General features: G+C 65.7%; 19 protein-coding genes and 1 tRNA gene. 3 read left to right on the top strand and 17 right to left on the bottom strand.

All coding sequences use genetic code 11. The features are described from left to right. Positions 1–5 precede the first annotated feature (5 nt). From LNV23_RS10345 to prfB, 5 genes are all read right to left on the bottom strand, one after another. The gene (locus LNV23_RS10345) at positions 6–377 is read right to left on the bottom strand and encodes a VanZ family protein (protein ID WP_263562897.1); all 372 of its coding nucleotides are present in this window, start codon (positions 375–377) and stop codon (positions 6–8) included. A gap of 106 nt (positions 378–483) precedes the next feature. After that, positions 484–559: transfer RNA gene (locus tag LNV23_RS10340), tRNA-Thr, on the bottom strand. Positions 560–584: 25 nt separating this feature from the next. Beyond that, positions 585–1,598, bottom strand: a complete 1,014-nt coding sequence (locus LNV23_RS10335; protein ID WP_263519435.1) for a class 1 fructose-bisphosphatase — start codon at positions 1,596–1,598, stop codon at positions 585–587. A 90-nt stretch (positions 1,599–1,688) separates the two neighbouring features. Beyond that, complete coding sequence (gene pepN / locus LNV23_RS10330; protein WP_263562896.1) at positions 1,689–4,385, bottom strand: aminopeptidase N; 2,697 nt, start codon at positions 4,383–4,385, stop codon at positions 1,689–1,691. A gap of 96 nt (positions 4,386–4,481) precedes the next feature. Further along, positions 4,482–5,586, bottom strand: a protein-coding gene (gene prfB, locus LNV23_RS10325; protein WP_263562915.1) for a peptide chain release factor 2 whose coding sequence is annotated in 2 segments (ribosomal slippage) — positions 4,482–5,504 and positions 5,506–5,586 — 1,104 coding nt in all. Because the reading frame shifts where the segments join, the coding sequence is not laid out codon by codon here. A gap of 182 nt (positions 5,587–5,768) precedes the next feature. Here prfB and LNV23_RS10320 point away from each other — a divergent pair. Next, on the top strand, positions 5,769–6,065 hold the full coding sequence (locus LNV23_RS10320; protein ID WP_263562895.1) for a DUF4212 domain-containing protein: 297 nt from the start codon (positions 5,769–5,771) through the stop codon (positions 6,063–6,065). A 20-nt stretch (positions 6,066–6,085) separates the two neighbouring features. On the opposite strand, the gene LNV23_RS10315 is transcribed toward LNV23_RS10320, so the two are convergent. Continuing rightward, on the bottom strand, positions 6,086–7,021 hold the full coding sequence (locus LNV23_RS10315) for an alpha/beta fold hydrolase (protein ID WP_263562894.1): 936 nt from the start codon (positions 7,019–7,021) through the stop codon (positions 6,086–6,088). Positions 7,022–7,102: 81 nt separating this feature from the next. Here LNV23_RS10315 and LNV23_RS10310 point away from each other — a divergent pair, with 81 nt between their 5' ends. Then, positions 7,103–7,594: a GNAT family N-acetyltransferase gene (locus LNV23_RS10310; RefSeq protein ID WP_411910564.1), complete on the top strand. Its 492-nt coding sequence runs from the start codon at positions 7,103–7,105 to the stop codon at positions 7,592–7,594. A gap of 19 nt (positions 7,595–7,613) precedes the next feature. On the opposite strand, the gene arsC is transcribed toward LNV23_RS10310, so the two are convergent. The 11 genes from arsC to LNV23_RS10255 all read right to left on the bottom strand — a co-directional run bounded on the left by arsC (position 7,614) and on the right by LNV23_RS10255 (position 15,398). Next, positions 7,614–7,967, bottom strand: a complete 354-nt coding sequence (arsC, locus tag LNV23_RS10305; protein ID WP_263562893.1) for an arsenate reductase (glutaredoxin) — start codon at positions 7,965–7,967, stop codon at positions 7,614–7,616. Between the two features lie 40 nt (positions 7,968–8,007). After that, the gene (locus tag LNV23_RS10300) at positions 8,008–8,826 is read right to left on the bottom strand and encodes a hypothetical protein (protein ID WP_263562892.1); all 819 of its coding nucleotides are present in this window, start codon (positions 8,824–8,826) and stop codon (positions 8,008–8,010) included. 34 nt (positions 8,827–8,860) lie between these two features. Beyond that, positions 8,861–9,541, bottom strand: coding sequence for a hypothetical protein (locus LNV23_RS10295; protein ID WP_263562891.1), 681 nt, complete (start codon positions 9,539–9,541; stop codon positions 8,861–8,863). After that, positions 9,538–9,774, bottom strand: a complete 237-nt coding sequence (locus tag LNV23_RS10290; RefSeq protein WP_263562890.1) for a helix-turn-helix domain-containing protein — start codon at positions 9,772–9,774, stop codon at positions 9,538–9,540. Before LNV23_RS10290 ends, LNV23_RS10295 begins: the two co-directional genes overlap by 4 nt. Then, positions 9,774–10,373, bottom strand: a complete 600-nt coding sequence (locus LNV23_RS10285) for a DUF2975 domain-containing protein (protein ID WP_263562889.1) — start codon at positions 10,371–10,373, stop codon at positions 9,774–9,776. The genes LNV23_RS10290 and LNV23_RS10285 overlap by 1 nt, the downstream gene beginning before the upstream one ends. A 213-nt stretch (positions 10,374–10,586) precedes the next feature. Then, on the bottom strand, positions 10,587–11,378 hold the full coding sequence (locus LNV23_RS10280; RefSeq protein ID WP_263562888.1) for a histidine kinase: 792 nt from the start codon (positions 11,376–11,378) through the stop codon (positions 10,587–10,589). 20 nt (positions 11,379–11,398) lie between these two features. Continuing rightward, positions 11,399–11,650, bottom strand: a complete 252-nt coding sequence (locus tag LNV23_RS10275; RefSeq protein WP_263562887.1) for a hypothetical protein — start codon at positions 11,648–11,650, stop codon at positions 11,399–11,401. A gap of 49 nt (positions 11,651–11,699) precedes the next feature. Further along, the gene (locus LNV23_RS10270) at positions 11,700–12,557 is read right to left on the bottom strand and encodes a M13-type metalloendopeptidase (protein ID WP_263562886.1); all 858 of its coding nucleotides are present in this window, start codon (positions 12,555–12,557) and stop codon (positions 11,700–11,702) included. Between the two features lie 9 nt (positions 12,558–12,566). Next, the gene (locus tag LNV23_RS10265) at positions 12,567–13,736 is read right to left on the bottom strand and encodes a M13 family metallopeptidase (protein ID WP_263562885.1); all 1,170 of its coding nucleotides are present in this window, start codon (positions 13,734–13,736) and stop codon (positions 12,567–12,569) included. Positions 13,737–13,920: 184 nt separating this feature from the next. After that, entirely contained in the window at positions 13,921–14,517 is a 597-nt protein-coding gene (locus LNV23_RS10260) for a GNAT family N-acetyltransferase (RefSeq protein WP_263562884.1), read from the bottom strand. After that, positions 14,514–15,398: a dienelactone hydrolase family protein gene (locus LNV23_RS10255; protein ID WP_263562883.1), complete on the bottom strand. Its 885-nt coding sequence runs from the start codon at positions 15,396–15,398 to the stop codon at positions 14,514–14,516. The genes LNV23_RS10260 and LNV23_RS10255 overlap by 4 nt, the downstream gene beginning before the upstream one ends. A 227-nt stretch (positions 15,399–15,625) precedes the next feature. Between LNV23_RS10255 and LNV23_RS10250 the strand changes: the two genes are divergently transcribed. Continuing rightward, a complete protein-coding gene (locus LNV23_RS10250; protein WP_263562882.1) occupies positions 15,626–16,207 on the top strand; it encodes a GbsR/MarR family transcriptional regulator in 582 nt (193 codons plus the stop codon). Positions 16,208–16,209 lie beyond the last annotated feature (2 nt).

The raw sequence follows: 16,209 nt of genomic DNA, 5'->3' as shown, positions 1-16,209 counted from the left end.
CTAACTCAATTCGCCTTGCTAGGGGATGGCCGCAGCAGGCGGCGCAGGGCCCAAGTTGCCAGACTGCCCAGCAAGAGTCCCAGGGCATCGGCCAGAAGATCAGGCCATTCGCCACTGCGTCCGGGCACCAGGGTCTGCAGCAACTCGATCGCACCGCCGTAGGCCAGCAGGGCCAGAAGCAATGCAAATTGGCGCCTGGGCCAGGCCAAACTCCCGAGCAGGCACAGGGAGCCGAAGGCGCACAGATGATTGAGCTTGTCCCAACCGAGGCTCATCTGCTGGGGCGGCTTGGGGCTCAGCGCCAGCCAACTGATGATCAGAATCAGCGGCACAAAGAGCAGGGCCAGGCCTCTTTGGAAGGCTGGGCGTTCAAGCAACGTGGGTTGAGTGGCTGACGGGTTCACGGTGACCGGTGAAGTAGGAAAGCGCGAGCGGAAACAACAAAGCCCAGCTCTTGCGAACTGGGCTTTGCGGATTTTTTGATGGTGCCGGAGAGATGAATCGAACACCCGACCTTCTCATTACGAATGAGCTGCTCTACCGACTGAGCTACACCGGCATCAAGCCCAAGATTCTAGCAGGGTTTATTTGGCCGAATCAAGGTGGTAGGCGGTCACGCGCTCGACTTCGTTCTTGGAGCCCAGCACCACGGCCACGCGCTCGTGCAATTGCGTGGGGGTCAGGTCCATGATGCGCTGGCGGGCGTTGGTGGCGGCGCCGCCGGCCTGCTCGACCAGGAAGGCCATGGGGTTGGCCTCGTACATCAGGCGCAGCTTGCCGGCCTTGTTGGGCTCGCGCTGGTCCCAGGGGTACATGAAGACGCCGCCGCGGGTCAGGATGCGGTGCACATCGGCCACCATGGAGGCGATCCAGCGCATATTGAAATTCTTGCCACGCGGACCTTCTTCGCCGGCTAAGCATTCGTCGATGTAACGCTTTACTGGGGCGTCCCAATGGCGCATGTTCGACATATTGATGGCGAACTCCTTGGTGTCCTCGGGGATCTTCACGCCTTCTTGCGTCAGCACAAAGCTGCCTTGCTCGCGGTCCAGGGTGAACATGGCCACGCCGGCGCCGAAGGTCAGCACCAGGGTGGTTTGCGGGCCGTAGACGCAGTAGCCAGCGGCCACTTGCTGCTTGCCCGGCTGCAGGAAGTCGTCTTCCGACACGCCCTTGCTGCCCTCGGCCTTTTTGAGCACCGAGAAGATGGTGCCGATGGAGACGTTGACGTCGATGTTGGACGAACCATCCAGCGGGTCGAACATCAGCAGGTATTCGCCCTTGGGGAAGCGGTTGGGCACCAGGTAGATGCCTTCCATTTCTTCGGAGGCCATGGCCGCCAGATGGCCGCCCCATTCATTGGCCTCGATCAGCACCTCGTTGGCGATGATGTCGAGCTTCTTCTGGATCTCGCCCTGCACGTTCTCGCTGCCGGCGGTGCCCAGCACTTCGCCGAGCGCACCCTTGGTGACGCTGATGGCGATGCGCTTGCAGGCGCGCGCGACCACCTCGATCAGGAGGCGCAGCTCCTGCGGGATGTGGCCGTGCTGGCGCTGTTGTTCGATCAGGTATTGAGTCAGGCTGATGCGACGTGTCATGGTGACGGTCTTTCTCGGGGAAGTGAAAAAACGGGTCGGAGCGCGGCAGACGAAGAAAAGGGGCCTCGCGGCCCCTTGTCATCTGCCCGTTCAGGCGGCGGCGTCGGCCGACTTGTCAGACTCCAGTGCACGGTCGATGACCTCGCGCACATCGCTGGACAGGTCAGGCTTGGCGGCCACGCGGCGGATCGCCTCCAGGGCGGCGCTGCGGTAGGGCTGGGCCAAGGTGGTCCAGCGGTCCATGGCCCGCGCCAGGCGGCTGGCGATCTGCGGGTTGATGGCGTCCAGAGCCAGCACCTGCTCGGCCCAGAACACATAGCCGGCTGCATCAGCGCGGTGGAAGGCGGCCGGGTTGAACATGCACAGCGAGGAGATCAGGCTGCGCGCGCGGTTCGGGTTCTTGAGCGTGAAGTCCGGGTGCTGGGTCAGCTGCTTGACGCGGGCGAAGCTCTTGCCGTCCAGCTCCGGCGTGCGGCCTTGCAGGGCGAACCACTTGTCGATGACCAGGGCGTCGTCTCTGAACAGCTCGTGGAAGCGGGCCAGGGCCGGCTCGGCCAGCTCGGCATGGGCGTTGACCAGGGCGCTCAGGGCGCCGAGGCGCTCGGTCATATTGCCGGCGTCCTTGAAGCGCTGGTAGGCGCGGCCGGGCCAGACCGTGTCGCCGCTGCGGGCGGCGTCCAGCACCAGCATGCTCAGGGCCAGATTGGCCAAGGCGCGCTTGCCAGAGGACACCGGATCAGGCGTGTAGCCGCCCTGGATCTGGTTGGCCTCGAAGGCTTCAATCCAGTCCTCGCGCAGGGCTTGGGCCAGTTGCCTGCGAGCGGCCTCCACGGCGGCGTGGATGGCTTGCGGGTCCACCACGTCCAGCTGCTCGGCGATATAGCCTTCGCCCGGCAGAGTCAGGGCCAGGTCCTTGAAGGCGGCGTCCAGCTCGGGGTGGCGCAGCACGGCGCGCATGGCCTCGATGAAGGCGCTGTCCAGCTGCAGGGCGCTGCCGCTGCGCACGGCCGCGAGGATGCGGTTCAGAGCCAGGCGCTGGCTGGCTTCCCAGCGGTTGAAAGCGTCGGCATCATGCTGCAGCAGCACCAGCAGCTCCGCATCGCTGAGGCCGTCATCCAGCACCACCGGGGCCGAGAAGCCGCGCAGCAGCGAGGGCACGGGCTGGCTGGCCAGGTTGGTAAAGACGAAGCTCTGTTCCGCTTCGTCCAGCACAATCACACGCTCCAAGCCAGCGGCTTGGTCTTCGCCCTGCAATTGCAGAGGCAAGGCCTGACCCTCGGAGCTCAGCAGGCCCAGGGCCACCGGGATCACCTGGGGCAGCTTGTGCTCCTGGCCCGGGGTGGCGGGGTTGTGCTGCTTGAGCGTCAGGGTGTAGGTCTGGGCGGCCGCGTCGTACACGCCGCGGGCTTGCAGGCGCGGCGTGCCGGCTTGCGAGTACCAGCGCTTGAAGTTGTCCAGGCGTGTGCTCAGGGCCGAGCCGGGGTTGGCGTCGGCGATGGCGGCGGCGAAGTCGTCGCAGGTCACGGCCTGGCCGTCATGGCGTTCGAAGTAGAGCTTCAGGCCCTTCTCGAAGCCGGCGCGGCCGACCAGGGTTTGGTACATGCGCACCACTTCCGAACCCTTTTCGTAGACGGTGGGGGTGTAGAAGTTGTTGATCTCGACAAAGGTGTCGGGGCGCACCGGGTGGGCCATGGCGCCCGAGTCCTCGGGGAACTGGCTGGCGCGCAGGGCGCGCACGTCCTGGATGCGGCAGACCGCGCGGGCGCTGGCGCCGCCGGCCATGTCCATGCTGAATTCCTGGTCGCGGAAGACGGTCAGGCCTTCTTTCAGCGAGAGCTGGAACCAGTCGCGGCAGGTGACGCGATTGCCGGTCCAGTTGTGGAAGTACTCGTGCGCGACGATGGATTCGATGCGGCCGAAGTCGGCGTCGGTGGCGGTGGCCGGCGAGGCCAGCAGGGCGCTGGTGTTGAAGATGTTCAGGCCCTTGTTTTCCATCGCGCCCATATTGAAGTCGGACACGCCGACGACCATGAAGCGTTCCAGATCCAGGGGCAGGCCGAAGCGGGCTTCGTCCCAGACGATGGAGGCGATCAGCGAGTTCATCGCGTGCTCGGTCTTCTCCAGGTCACCGCGGCGCACGAAGACTTGCAGCAGATGGTCCTTGCCTGCACGGGTGCGCACGCGCTGTTCGCGCGCCACCAGATCGCCGGCCACCAGGGCGAAGAGATAGCTGGGTTTGGGGAAGGGGTCGTGCCACTTGGCGAAATGGCGGCCGTTGTCGAGATCGCCCGAGTCCAGCAGATTGCCGTTGGACAGCAGCACCGGGAACTTGGCCTTGTCAGCGCGCAGCAGCACGGTGTAGACCGCCATCACATCGGGGCGATCCAGGAAGTAGGTGATGCGGCGGAAGCCCTCGGCCTCGCACTGCGTGAAGAAGCTGCCACCGGAGGTGTAGAGGCCTGACAGGGCGGTGTTCTTGTCGGGCGCGCAGGTGTTGCGGATCTCGAGCGCGAAATCGGCATCGGGCACGTTGTCGATGATCAGCTCATGGCCTTCCTGGCGGAAGGACACGCTTTCGCCATTGATCAGCACGCGCAGCACATTGAGCTCTTCGCCGTGCAGGCGCAGGGCGCCGTGGGCGACGGCGGCATTGCGCTCCAGCTGCATCTTGGAGGTGACCAGGGTCTTGGCCGGCTCCAGATCGAAAGTCAGGTCGACGGTGCGGATCCAGAACGCGGGCGCACAGTAGTCTTCGCGGCGGATCAGGGTGGCAGAGCCTTCACGCATGGCGGGCATCCTTGGGTGGCATGGGGTTTGAAACCCCGCGCGGTTCGCGCGGGGTCAGAGGAAGGACAAAGAAAGGTCGAGCAGGCGGCCCGGGGCTCAGACGCCTTGCTTCAGGCTCTCGGTGATGAAGGGGTCGAGGTCGCCGTCCAGCACCTTCTGGGTGGCCGAGGTTTCGTAGTTGGTGCGCAGGTCCTTGATGCGGCTCTGGTCCAGCACATAACTGCGAATCTGGTGGCCCCAGCCCACATCGGTCTTGGTGTCTTCCAGCTTCTGCTGTTCTTCCATACGCTTGCGCATCTCATGGTCGTACAGGCGCGAGCGCAGGCGTTTCCAGGCCACGTCGCGGTTGCTGTGCTGGCTGCGGCCGTCCTGGCACTGGACGACGATGCCGGTGGGGATGTGAGTCAGGCGCACGGCCGAGTCGGTCTTGTTGATGTGCTGGCCGCCGGCGCCGGAGGCGCGGAAGGTGTCGGTGCGCACATCGGCCGGGTTGATGTCGATCTCGATCGAGTCATCGACTTCCGGGTAGACGAACAGCGAGGCAAAGCTGGTGTGGCGGCCGCCCGAGCTGTCGAAGGGGCTCTTGCGCACCAGGCGGTGCACACCGGTCTCGGTGCGCAGCAGGCCGAAGGCGTATTCGCCCTCCACCTTGATGGTGGCGCTCTTGATGCCGGCCACGTCGCCGTCGGTTTGGTCTTCCAGCGTCGCCTTGAAGCCCTTGCGCTCGGCGTACTTCAGGTACTGGCGCAGCAGCATGCTGGCCCAGTCGCAGGCCTCGGTGCCGCCGGCGCCGGCCTGGATGTCGACAAAGCAGTTCAGGGGATCGGCCGGGTTGTTGAACATGCGGCGGAATTCCATCTGCTCGACGATCTCCGTCAGCTTGGCCGCATCGGCCTCGATGGCTTCCAGGCCCGCGAAATCGTCGTCGGCCTTGGACATGTCGTAGAGCTCGGCGTTGTCGGCCAGATTGCTCTCGAGGTGGTCGACGGTGTTGACCACGTTTTCCAGCGTACGCTTTTCTTTGCCCAGTTCCTGGGCGCGCTTGGGCTCGTTCCAGACGCTAGGGTTCTCCAGCGCGGCATTGACTTCGTTCAGTCGCAGTGCTTTGCGATCGTAGTCAAAGATACCCCCTTAGCGCGGCAGTCCGCGCTGTCAGGTCGGCCAGGGTGCTACCGATGGTGTTGATGCGTTCGATGTCCATGTTCTTGGTTCCCAAGGAGTGCTTGCGGTGGAATGCGTGGGTGGGCGCCGCGCGGCCCTGAGCGGGGTCGGGGCCGGGCGCACCTGCATCCGAACCCGCTATTTTCACATGCCGGGGGCCCCGGGCGGCAAAGCGCTTGTCCCAAGCCGGTCGCCGGGGGAAATGCTGCACACTGCCCAGCCATGAATCTGCATGATTTCGACCGCCCCGCGCCCCAGCCGAACTCGGCCGAAACCGGCGCGCGCCAGCTGCAGTACTGGCAGCGCACGCGCCGGCTGACGGCTTGGCTGCTGCTCCTGTGGCTGGCCGTGTCTTTCGGCTTGACCTACTTCGCCCGCGAACTCAGCTTCGACTTCTTCGGCTGGCCCTTCAGCTTCTGGGTGGCCGCCCAGGGCGCCTTGGCGGTGTTCTGCGTCATCGTTGCCTTCTATGCCCGGGCCATGCGCAAGCTCGACGAGCTGTACGGTCAGCCCGGTTGAGCGCCCCGGTCCCAAGGCCGTCACTGGAGCAGGAAGTCTTCCAGGCAGCGCGCCAGCGCCTCGGGCTGGTCGTGGTGCAGCATGTGGCCGGCTGCGCGGATCATCTGCTTGTCCAGGCGCGGAACCACACTCAGCCGCGCTTCGAAATCGGCCCGCGGATAGCGGTCACCCCAGAACTGGCTCAAATCGCTCGCGTCGCCTTCCACCCACAGGGTTGGCGCCGTGATCAGCTTCCAACCGGCCACGATCTCGTCCTTGCGGTAGAGGATGGGGTTGGCACGCTTGTGTGCCGGGTCGGCCAGCAGCTGCCAGCTGCCATCGGCCTGCTGGCGTGACCAATGCGGGGCCAGCCAGGCGGCCTTGTCCGGGCTCAGGCGCGGGTTGGTCTTGATCAGGCGCTGGGCCACGGCCTCGAGGCTGGCGTAGAGTCGCAGCTGCGGTGCTTCCTTCAGTTCCTTGAGCCAGGTTGCCAGGCGGCCAGGCGCTTGCTCGGGCTTGGCCTCGGGCAGGCCGAAGCCTTCCAGATTGATCAGCCGGCGCACCCGTTCGGGCCGCACGCCGGCATAGCTCATCACGACATTGCCGCCCATGCTGTGGCCGAGCAGGTCGACCGGCAGCTCCGGGCTGATCTGGTCGAGCAGGGCGTCGAGATCGGCCAGGTAGTCCGGAAACCAGTAATTGCTGCCGGGCGCGTTGTCACTGAGGCCGAAGCCGCGCCAGTCCATCGCCAGGATGGGTCGCTCGTCATTGAGCGCGCTGAGCGCGTCGACCAGGAACTGGAACGAGGCGCCGACATCCATCCAGCCGTGCAGCAGCACCAGCAGCGGTTTCTGCGGGCTGGCCGACGTCGTGGCGCCCCAGCGCAGCAGGTGGTGGCGCAGACCGCGCAGGGTCAGAAAATCGCTGTCGTGGGGGCGGCGTGGGGTGTAGATCGAGGGGGCAGTGGGGGCATTCATGCCCCGCACTGTAGGCCAGCGGCTGTCTGTGCTCGCGCGAGCAATTGAACCGTGGCGGATGTGTCACCGTTCCCGGGCAGAATGCGGCGCATGATTTCATACACCTTGCGTTCCGCCGAGCCCCGAGATGTGCCGGCCATTGTGGGCCTGGTCAAGGAACTGGCCGAGTTTGAAAACCTCAGCCACCTGCTGGAGCTGACGGTGGAAAAGCTGCAGTTGCACTTGTTCGGTGCCAAGCCTGTGGTCGAGGCCCTGGTCGGTGAAATCGACGGTGAGGTGGTCGGCTATGCCCTGTTCTTCACAAACTTCAGCACCTTTCTGGGCAAACCAGGCCTCTATCTGGAAGACCTGTACGTCCGCTCGGCCCACCGCCGCAGCGGCCTGGGCCAGGGCATCCTGAGTCGCCTGGCGCAGATCGCCGTCGAGCGCGACTACGGGCGTTTTGAGTGGACTGTGCTGGACTGGAACGAGGACGCGATCCGTTTCTACGAACGCATGGGCGCCCATGTGCTGCCCGAGTGGCGCATCTGCCGTCTGGCGGGGCCGGACCTGCAGCGCTACAAAAAAGCTTGAGGCGAGCAGCCGGGCGCGCTCAGCGCAGCCAGGCCCGCAGCAGCTCGGGCGGCCGGGCGATCAAGGCCCGCTGACCGTCAATGACGATGGGCCTTTGCAGCAGCCGCGGGTGCGCCGCCAGCGCGGCCAGCAACTCCGCCTCACCCAGTTCGGGCCGCTCCAGTCCCAGGGCCTGGTATTCGGGCTCGCCGCTGCGCAGCAGCTCACGGGCACCCAGGCCCAATTGGCCGAGCAGGGTCTGCAAGGCCGGCAGGTCCATCGGGGTCTGCTGGTAGTCGATCACTTCGACGGCATGGCCGCCGCTTTGCAGCAAGGTCAGGGCTTCGCGCGACTTGGAACAGCGCGGATTGTGGAGAAGGCGCAATGTCGTCATGGCTTCAGTGTAGGGGTGGGCGAGACGGGCGCGATTGACCTCACTTGTTGCTCAAGACGCGCACGCTGAGCCGGCTGTCGGGCGGTGCGATCAGGCGCGCTTCGTCGGGCCAACTTTCCTGGCCGCTGAGTACCGTGCAGCTGCGCGGCGTCTGGCCCTTGACGGCATCGGGGTCGACATCCTTGGGGTCGGCCGTCAGCGGCAGCGCCAGCAGCTGGCCTTTTTCGCGCCATTCCAGCTCCCATTCGGGCTTGCTGCTGCAAACGCGCACGCCTTCAAACTGTGGGAACAAGGGTCTCAAATACCAGGGCAGCATCTCGCCCCGCAGCTTGTGGGCCAGTCGGGCGATACGGCGCACCGCGCCCATGTTCAGTTGCTCCGGCCGGATCGACAGCTTGAGGCTGGCGCTCAGCGAGGCCGAGCCACGCTTCCAGTTGCGGGCCAGATCCGCATCCTTGCCCTGCTCGGCCGGCAGCACCGGCAGCTGGAATGTGCCGTCCTCCGCCAGCTTGACGGGCACCACGCCGTCGTTGTGTTGCACCGCCAGCTTGGGCGTGAAACTCGCTGGCTTTGGTTCCTTGAAGGCGAGCTTGAACTCCATATAAAACTGGCCCTCGCCATGCTTTTGCATCAGGCCCAGGATCTCGTTCATCTTGGCATAGGGGATGAGCGAGCCGTCGCGCTGCAGCGTCATGGATACCGTCTCCAATTGCACCGGGCTGTCTGTGCCTGCACTGGCGGCTGCGGCGGCGGGCGTGGGCTGAGCTTGCGCGCTGTGGCCGAGTGCCGCCGCTGCCAGCAGCAGCAAGGACAAGGACCGCGAGTAGCGCAGATTCTGGCGAGGTGTGGTGTTGGGCATGGTGTCAGAGGGCTTGGATGGTGGCGTTCAAGGGCTACTTCTTGCAGGCAGACACCAGCTTGGGTGCGCCGCGCGCGACCGCATCGAAGGCGAAGAGCTCGCTGACGCGGGCCTCCTGCACATCGATACAGCTGCTGCCCTGGCGGAAACGGGTGTGGCCGGGTTTGATGGACTCTTCGCTTATCTCGGCATTGCCGAGGGCCGATGCAATGCGCGCTTCCACGGTGAGCCGCTGGGTGTTGGCCCGGGGATCGCGACGCACCATCTCGGCCAGTCCGGGCAGAGCGCCCGAGGCCGCGCGGCCCGGCAGGCCCAGCTGCAGGGGCGCAGGCGAGGCCAGGGTGCTGGGATTGGGCGGAGCGGGCGCGGCCGGCGGCGCCACCCAGGTGATGGCATTCGGGCCAGGCTCGGCCGACACGGTCCTAGGGCTGTGCGGTGTCGTGGTCATGCCTTGCTCCGCCCGTGGGCGTGCCGCGCCAGGCAGCCCGGCTTGGCGCGCCTTCTCGGTCTTGGCCTGGGTGGGCAGCAGCGAGGGGCGGCTGAGCAAACGCATACTCACCCATTGGCCCTGTGCGGGAGGCTTGGGCACACCGACCAGGCTGGATTGGCGCGCGTGGAAGAACATGGCCAGCAGGACGATGTGCAAGAGCAGCACGATCGCCCAGCCCCCGAGGTTGTTGTGGCGCGGGGCGAAGAAGGCAGCGGGGGCGCTCATGGGGATGCCTCGGGTTCGGCTGGCTCGGGGCCGGGTTCATAACGCAGCAAATCACCGGGCTGGCATTCCAGGATGGCGCAGATGCGGCTCAGGGTGTCGAAGCGCACGCCGCGCACCTTGCCCGATTTCAGCAGCGAGAGGTTGGCCTCGGTGATGCCCACCCGCTCGGCCAGCTCGCGCGAGCGCATCTTGCGCCGCGCCAGCATCACATCCAGGGTCAGAACGATGGGCATCAGATGAACTCCGCGTTCTCCGCTGCCACTGCCTGCGCTTCCTGCATGACCTGGGCAATGCCCCAAATCACCAGGCCGACGAAGAAACTGAGGAAATGGTCAAAACCCAGGCCCAGCACCAGCTGGCGCTGGCCGACCGGATTGTTGAAGGTCAGTGCGAGGATGGACAAGGTGTGCCCCAGCGGCTGGGCCAGGGCGTGAACCATCAGGCTCAGCGCCAGGCGACGCAGGCGCAGCACCGGCTCGCGGGTGAAGACCTGACCGCGCCGGTAGGCGCCAAACAAGCACCAGACCTGCCAGAGCGCGAACAGCAAGACGGCGCTGGGCAGGCAGCTGGCTGCCCAGCCCCAGGCCCGCGAGGCAGCGTCCAGCTGCAGGGGAATGTCGGCGTCGGTGACCCAGTAGTTGCGGGTGACTTTTTCCAGCCATTCGGCCCGGCTCCAGAGTTGCGCGGGGACGATCAGGACGATGGCGGCGCCGGCGATGCACAGCAGCTGCACCCAGCGCGCGAGGCGGCGGACGCGGTCCAGGGCGGCTGAGGGGTGGCCAGTCGCGGCGCTGGGCGGGCGCGTGTCGGGCGAGTCGGAATGGGAGCGCATGGGCGCCATTCTCGCGAAGAAATTTCTGTAAAACAATAATTTATAGAAATAAATCAATATTTCGAAGGGCATCGAATGGCGATCCCTGGAGGGGCGTCGAACGCCCCGCAGCCGGGGCAGACAAGAGCTGTTTGACCGTCGCGCAGCGCGCGAAGGCTTTGTCCGCTGCCAAGGTTCGCAGGGCTCGGCTCTGCCGGCTGGCCTCCGGTCGCCTCAAAGACTCAGCAGATCTTTCAGCTCGGCCGCAGGGCGGCGCGAGATCTCCAGTCGCTTGCCGTCGCTCATGGTGATCTCGAAGCCCTCGCGTATCGAGGCGGCAATGCTGGTGATTGCCTGCAGATTGACCAGATGCTGTCGGCTGGCCGTGGCGGCCTTCATGGGGCGTTCATTGCCGACGATCAAACGCAGGCGAGCACCCTCATCGCGCGCCTCGACACGGAGCAGGCCGCCTTGGGGCAAGTGATCGAGGCCATGCTTGACGGCGTTCTCGACCAGGAGCTGCAGGACCAAGGGCGGCAGCAGGCAGTTCCTCAGCTCGGGTGCAACGTTGAGCTGGAAATCCAAGCGCGCTTCCATTTGCGTGCGCATGATGGACAGGAATGCTTCGGTGATGGCGAGTTCCTGGCTCAGGCGGGTCTTGCTTTTCTGGCTGCTTTCCAGCGAGTAGCGCAGCAGCTCGGACAAGGCCACGATCATGGCGTCTGCACGCTCAGGGTCTTCATGGATCATGAAGCGGACATTGTTCAGCGCGTTGAACAGGAAATGCGGCTTGAGTTGATCGGTCAAACTGCTCAACTGAGCGGCCTTCAAGCTCATCTGCAGGCGCAGGTTCTGAAGCTCGCCCTCGCGGGCCCTTTGTGCCGCAGCAGCGCTGATGTAGACGAAGGCCCAGGCGCAAATGAAGAGCTGGGCCTGCAAGCCATTGCTGAGAATATTGCGGACCAGAAAACTCAGGGCATGGAAGTCCTTTTGCCCGGCGCTGATCTGGACCCAGAAAGAAGGCATCACCAGGGCGGCCACGCTGCTCAGCCTGCCGTAGCCGAGACGATGGGAATCAGCTGCCCCATGGCCAGCCGGTCCCAGCCGCGCCGCACATACAGCCAGCGAAAGCCCAGCACCACCAAGGTGTAGGGCGGCATCCAGGCCAGGGTGGACGCCAGGTTCTGGGCGTCCAAACGGCAGAACAAGAGGATGCTGAGCAGGGTCACCGCCGCGATGAAGCCCATGGCGGCGCCGTGATAGAGCCAGAACCGACGCTCTGCGGGGATGAACTTCATGGCAGCGACGCGGGTCGGCTGGGTGCTTGTTGCCTGCAGTATGTCGCGTTCACCACAGGCGCACACGCTCATGGACGGGTTTGAACATGGCGTCGCCGGCTTGGGTACCGAAGGCGTTGTGGAATCCGTCGACATTGCGCGCCGCCCCGTTGGCACGGAACTCGTGCGGCGAATGGGGGTCGGAGCTCAGCAGCTGCAGCGTGCGTTCATCGCGGCGCTTGACGCGCCAGCTTTGTGCGAAGTTCAAGAAGAATCGCTGCGCGCCGCTGTAGCCGTCGATCACCGGCGCCGCTTGTCCGCCCAGGCTGCGCTGGTAGGCCATATAGGCAATTTGCAAGCCCACCAGGTCGGCGATGTTCTCCGGCAGCGTCAGGGTGCCATCGATCGACCTGCCCGGCAGCGCCTCCATCGCATTGAACTGCGCCACCAACTGGGCGCTGAGCGCTTCAAAGGCCTTGCGGTCGGCCTCGCTCCACCAGGGGCGCATCTTCCCGTCGCCGTCGAACTGGGTGCCCATATTGTCGAAGCCGTGGCTGATCTCATGGCCGATGGTGGCGCCGATGCCGCCGTAGTTGGCTGCATCATCGGCCTGCATATCGAACAGCGGGGCTTGCAAGATGCCGGCCATCAGATGGATCTCGTTGCCCATGGGGTCGTAGAAGGCGTTCACTTCCAGCGGTGACATGGGCCAGGCCTTGCGATCCATGGGCTTGCCGGCCGCGGCGGCCTTGTGCTCCCAGGCGAAGCGCCTGGCGCGCTGGTGGTTGCCGAAAGCATCTCCGGCACGCACCTCAAGTGCGGTGTAGTCGAGCCAGCTGTCCGGGTGGCCGATCTTGGCCCGGTACTTGGCCAGCTTTTCCAATGCGGCCGCCTTGGTGCTGGGTTCCATCCAGCGGTTCTCTGCCATCAGCGCTTGCTAAGCCGCCAGCGCGTTCTGATAGATGGTCACCACCCTTTGCTTGTGCGAGGCTGGAAAGTGGCGTGCCACATAGTGCTGAGCCAGGGCTTCGTTCAAGGCTTGCTTGACCTGGTCCAGCGCAAGGTCCTGGCGCGGCTGCTCGAACTTCGCTCCCGTGCTCGCCTTGCCGTGGAAGGCAAAGTGGGCCGCCCGAAAGCCTTGGGGCAGGACTTGCGCGGCAGCATCCAGGCTGCGCAGCGCAAAGTAGGCCAGCCAATCAGCCAGGGGCAATTCGCTGAAGAGCCGGGCCGTGGCGACGGCCGTGTCCCATTGCGTGACAGTGACCTTGTCCTCGGCGGAGATCTTGGCGGCGGCCAAGAAGGCCTGCCAGTCAAACCCAGGGGCTGTGGCCATCAACTCGCTCGCAGTCTTGGGCGTGTACATCTTGGCGGGGTTTCGCGCCTCGCTCAAAGGCGTGTGGGCTTGCGCGAGGCGCGTCTCCAGCGCCAGCACGCGTGCGGCCAGTTCGGCTGGTTTGGGCAGGCCGGCGAGGCGGACCAGCTGGCCCAGATAGCTCAAGTAGGCGGCGCGCGTTTGAGCGAACTGGGCGTCTTCAAGCTTGAGGTAGTCGTCGCGGTCGGGCAGGCCCAGGCCGCCTTGCCAGGCCATCACGCGGTTCAGCTCAGGGTTCATGAAGTCGGCAAAGCCGCCCCAGAGCCAGATCGGGGTTTCGATCTGCCCTTGGGCGCGGCCGGCCCAGGCCGCGAGCTGCTGCGGCGTCTTGATCGCGGCAATCTCGGCCAGCCGCGCTTGGATCGGCGCCAGTCCGGCTTTGTCGATGGCGGTGGTGTCGAGAAAGGCCGTGTAGAAGTCGCCGATCTTTCTCGCGTTGGAGCCCTTGGGCTGGGGGCGCGAGGACAGCTCTTGCAGGATGCTGCGGAGGCGCTGGTCCACCACGGCCGGCATGTCGGCGCCGCTGACCTCGGCCTTGTCCTCAGGAATGCGGGTCGTCCGCAGCCAGCCGCCGTTGCTGTGACGGTAGAGATCGTCTTGAGCGCGCACGGCGGTGTCGAAGCCGGGCAGGTCCAGTCCGGAACTTGGCGGTGCAGCCGAGGTCGGGCTGACGCAGGCGGCCAGTTGAATCAGCAGGGCGAGGCTGCGGCCTTGGAGCAAGCGAATCGTAGTCATGGGGAGCGGGCTTTCATGGCGAGTGCCGCGGCGCTGTCCATGGTTGTGAACATTGACCCGGCGCTGCCAGTGTCTCGACCCGCGACTCACCTTGGGAGAAAAGGTGCCGAGCGGCGATAGACGGGGATGAGCGGGGATGAGCGGTGTCGCGCCTGCGCTCCAAGAGCTCCGCGTGCCGTCTGCCTCAGGGCGGAAGACCGTCGGGCCAGCCCGGGTTGATCAGGTCGAAGAGCTCGTGGTCGCGCCAGGCGCCGTTGATGAAGAGGTAGCGTCGGCTCAGGCCGATGGGGCTGAAGCCCAGGCGCTGCAGCACAGCACGGCTGCGCTGGTTCTCGGGCCGCACGGCGGCTTGCAGACGATGCAGGTGCACGCGCGGGCCGAACAGCTCGGCGATGACGGCTTGCAGGGCTTCGTGCATCAAGCCCTGGCTCTGGGCCTGCTCATCCAGGCTGTAGCCCAGGCTGGCGTTCTGGAAGGGGCCGCGCGCCAATTGCGAGACACCGACCTGGCCGATCAACAGGGCAGGCTCCTCCCGGCGTGCGAACCAGTAGCGCAGCGCCGTGCCGGCAGCGAATTCATCGGCGCCTTGCTGCAGGCGAGCGCGCACGAACTCGGGCTCGAGAAAGTCGGCGGGCTGCGGCGGGTCCCAGGGCGCCAGATGTTCGCGGTTGCGCGCCTGAAAGGCGATCACGGCCTCCAGCAAGGCGGGTGAGGGCGCACGCAGCAGCAAGCGCTGGCTGTGCAGTTCGGGGAGTGCCGCTGCCGTGGTTTTGCCGCTCATTTCAGTTGCTCCCGCAAAAAACCCAGCAGGGCTTCGCGCGAGGCTGCCCAGGCCTGGGCATTGCCGCCCACATGGACGCCCGCGCCCGGGTTCACGCCGTTGGGCACCTCGCGGCGCAGGCGCATGGGCGCGGCGGAATCGAAGCCGTGGTAGGCGCCGGCATAACTCTGAAATTGAATGGCGGCACTGCCGAGCTGCTTCGGCACGGCCGCGGCCAGCTGTTCGCAGGGCTTGGCGGGTGTCCAGTCGTCGGCCGCGCCCAGCAGCATCAGCAAGGGTGCTTGCGCCCGATAGCCGCGCTTGAGCTCGGCCTCGCAGCCGGGGTAGAAGGCGACGGCCGCGCGGGGTTTGGCCGGGTTGGCTTGCACCTCCTCATGGTCGGCCGCCGTGCTGGCCAGCACGGTGCTGCCGCCATTGGACCAGCCCAGCAAGGCCAGCCGGGCCGGATCCACCTCGGCGCGGGCGGCCAGCCATTGCAGGGCGCCCAAGGTGTCGCGCCGGCGCTCGCGCATGGTGACCTGGCGGCTGCCGATGCGTTGGGTGCAGAGCTCGCGCTCGCCGCGCGGGCTCAGGGAATCGAGCACCAGCACATGCCAGCCTTCCTGGTTCAGCAGCGTGCGGTAGCTGTGCATGCGCTCGGACAGCTGGTCCGCCTGTCGACCCAGGGCTCCGCCGCAGCCGTGCAGCAGCAGCACGGCCGGTCGCGCCTTGGCCTCGGCGCCGTTTGCGGCCGGAAACCAGTAGCCGCTCAGGGCCAGGGGCTTGCCGTCTTGCTGGGGCAGGCTGGCGATTTGGACGCGGTGGGCGGCATCGCTGGCAAGTGCGCCGGCGCTCAGGGCCAGCAGCCAGCTCATCAGAAGAAGTCGGGGGCGGGTCAGCATGGAGGGAAGAGCTAAGAAAGGGCGGGCTTCGCGGCGCCGCGGTGTTGGAGGGGCGCGCCATTATTGGCCGGCGCTTGGCGCAGCAACCTCGCTGCTCGCACGGTCTTGGACTTGTGGACTTGCTGAATTTTCAGGAATTCTTGAAAATTCAGCAAAATCTTGAAGCAGATCAAATTCCTCCACCCTCAGAAGTCGCCGGCTTTGCGCTGGCGCAAGGACAAACCGCCATGCAAGCCATGAGTCCCCTGGTTCGTAGTTTTGTGGCCCATTTCGGTGAAATGGGCAGCCGCTGGGGCATCAATCGCACCGTCGGGCAGATTTATGCCTTGATTTTTGTCTCGCCCCAGGCCATCAACGCCGACGACATCGCCGAGAACCTGGAGTTCAGCCGTTCCAATGTCTCCATGGGCCTGAAGGAGCTGCAGGCCTGGCGCCTGGTGCGCCTGCGCCATCTGCCGGGCGACCGGCGCGAGTATTTCGAGGCGCCGTCTGATGCCTGGGAGATCTTTCGCACCCTGGCCGAAGAGCGCCGCCGCCGCGAGATCGAACCGACCTTGTCCATGCTGCGCAATGCCTTGCTGGAGGCGCCGACCTGCGAAGAGGACCGCGTGGCGCAGGAGCGCATGCGCGGCATGCACGACCTGATCGAACTGATGACGACCTGGTTCGACGATGTGCAGAAGATGGACTCGCAGACCCTGGGTCAGCTGATGAAGATGGGCTCCAAGGTGCAGAAGATGCTGGAGTTGCCCGGCCGCATCGGCCGCGCCGTCAGCGGTGTTGCGGCTAAGCCGGCTTCGGAGGTGTGAAG

The organism is Kinneretia sp. DJ1R-11 (assembly GCF_025717595.1).
Taxonomy (GTDB): Bacteria; Pseudomonadota; Gammaproteobacteria; order Burkholderiales; family Burkholderiaceae_C; genus Paucibacter_A.
This window is presented reverse-complemented; position numbering and strand designations above follow the sequence as displayed.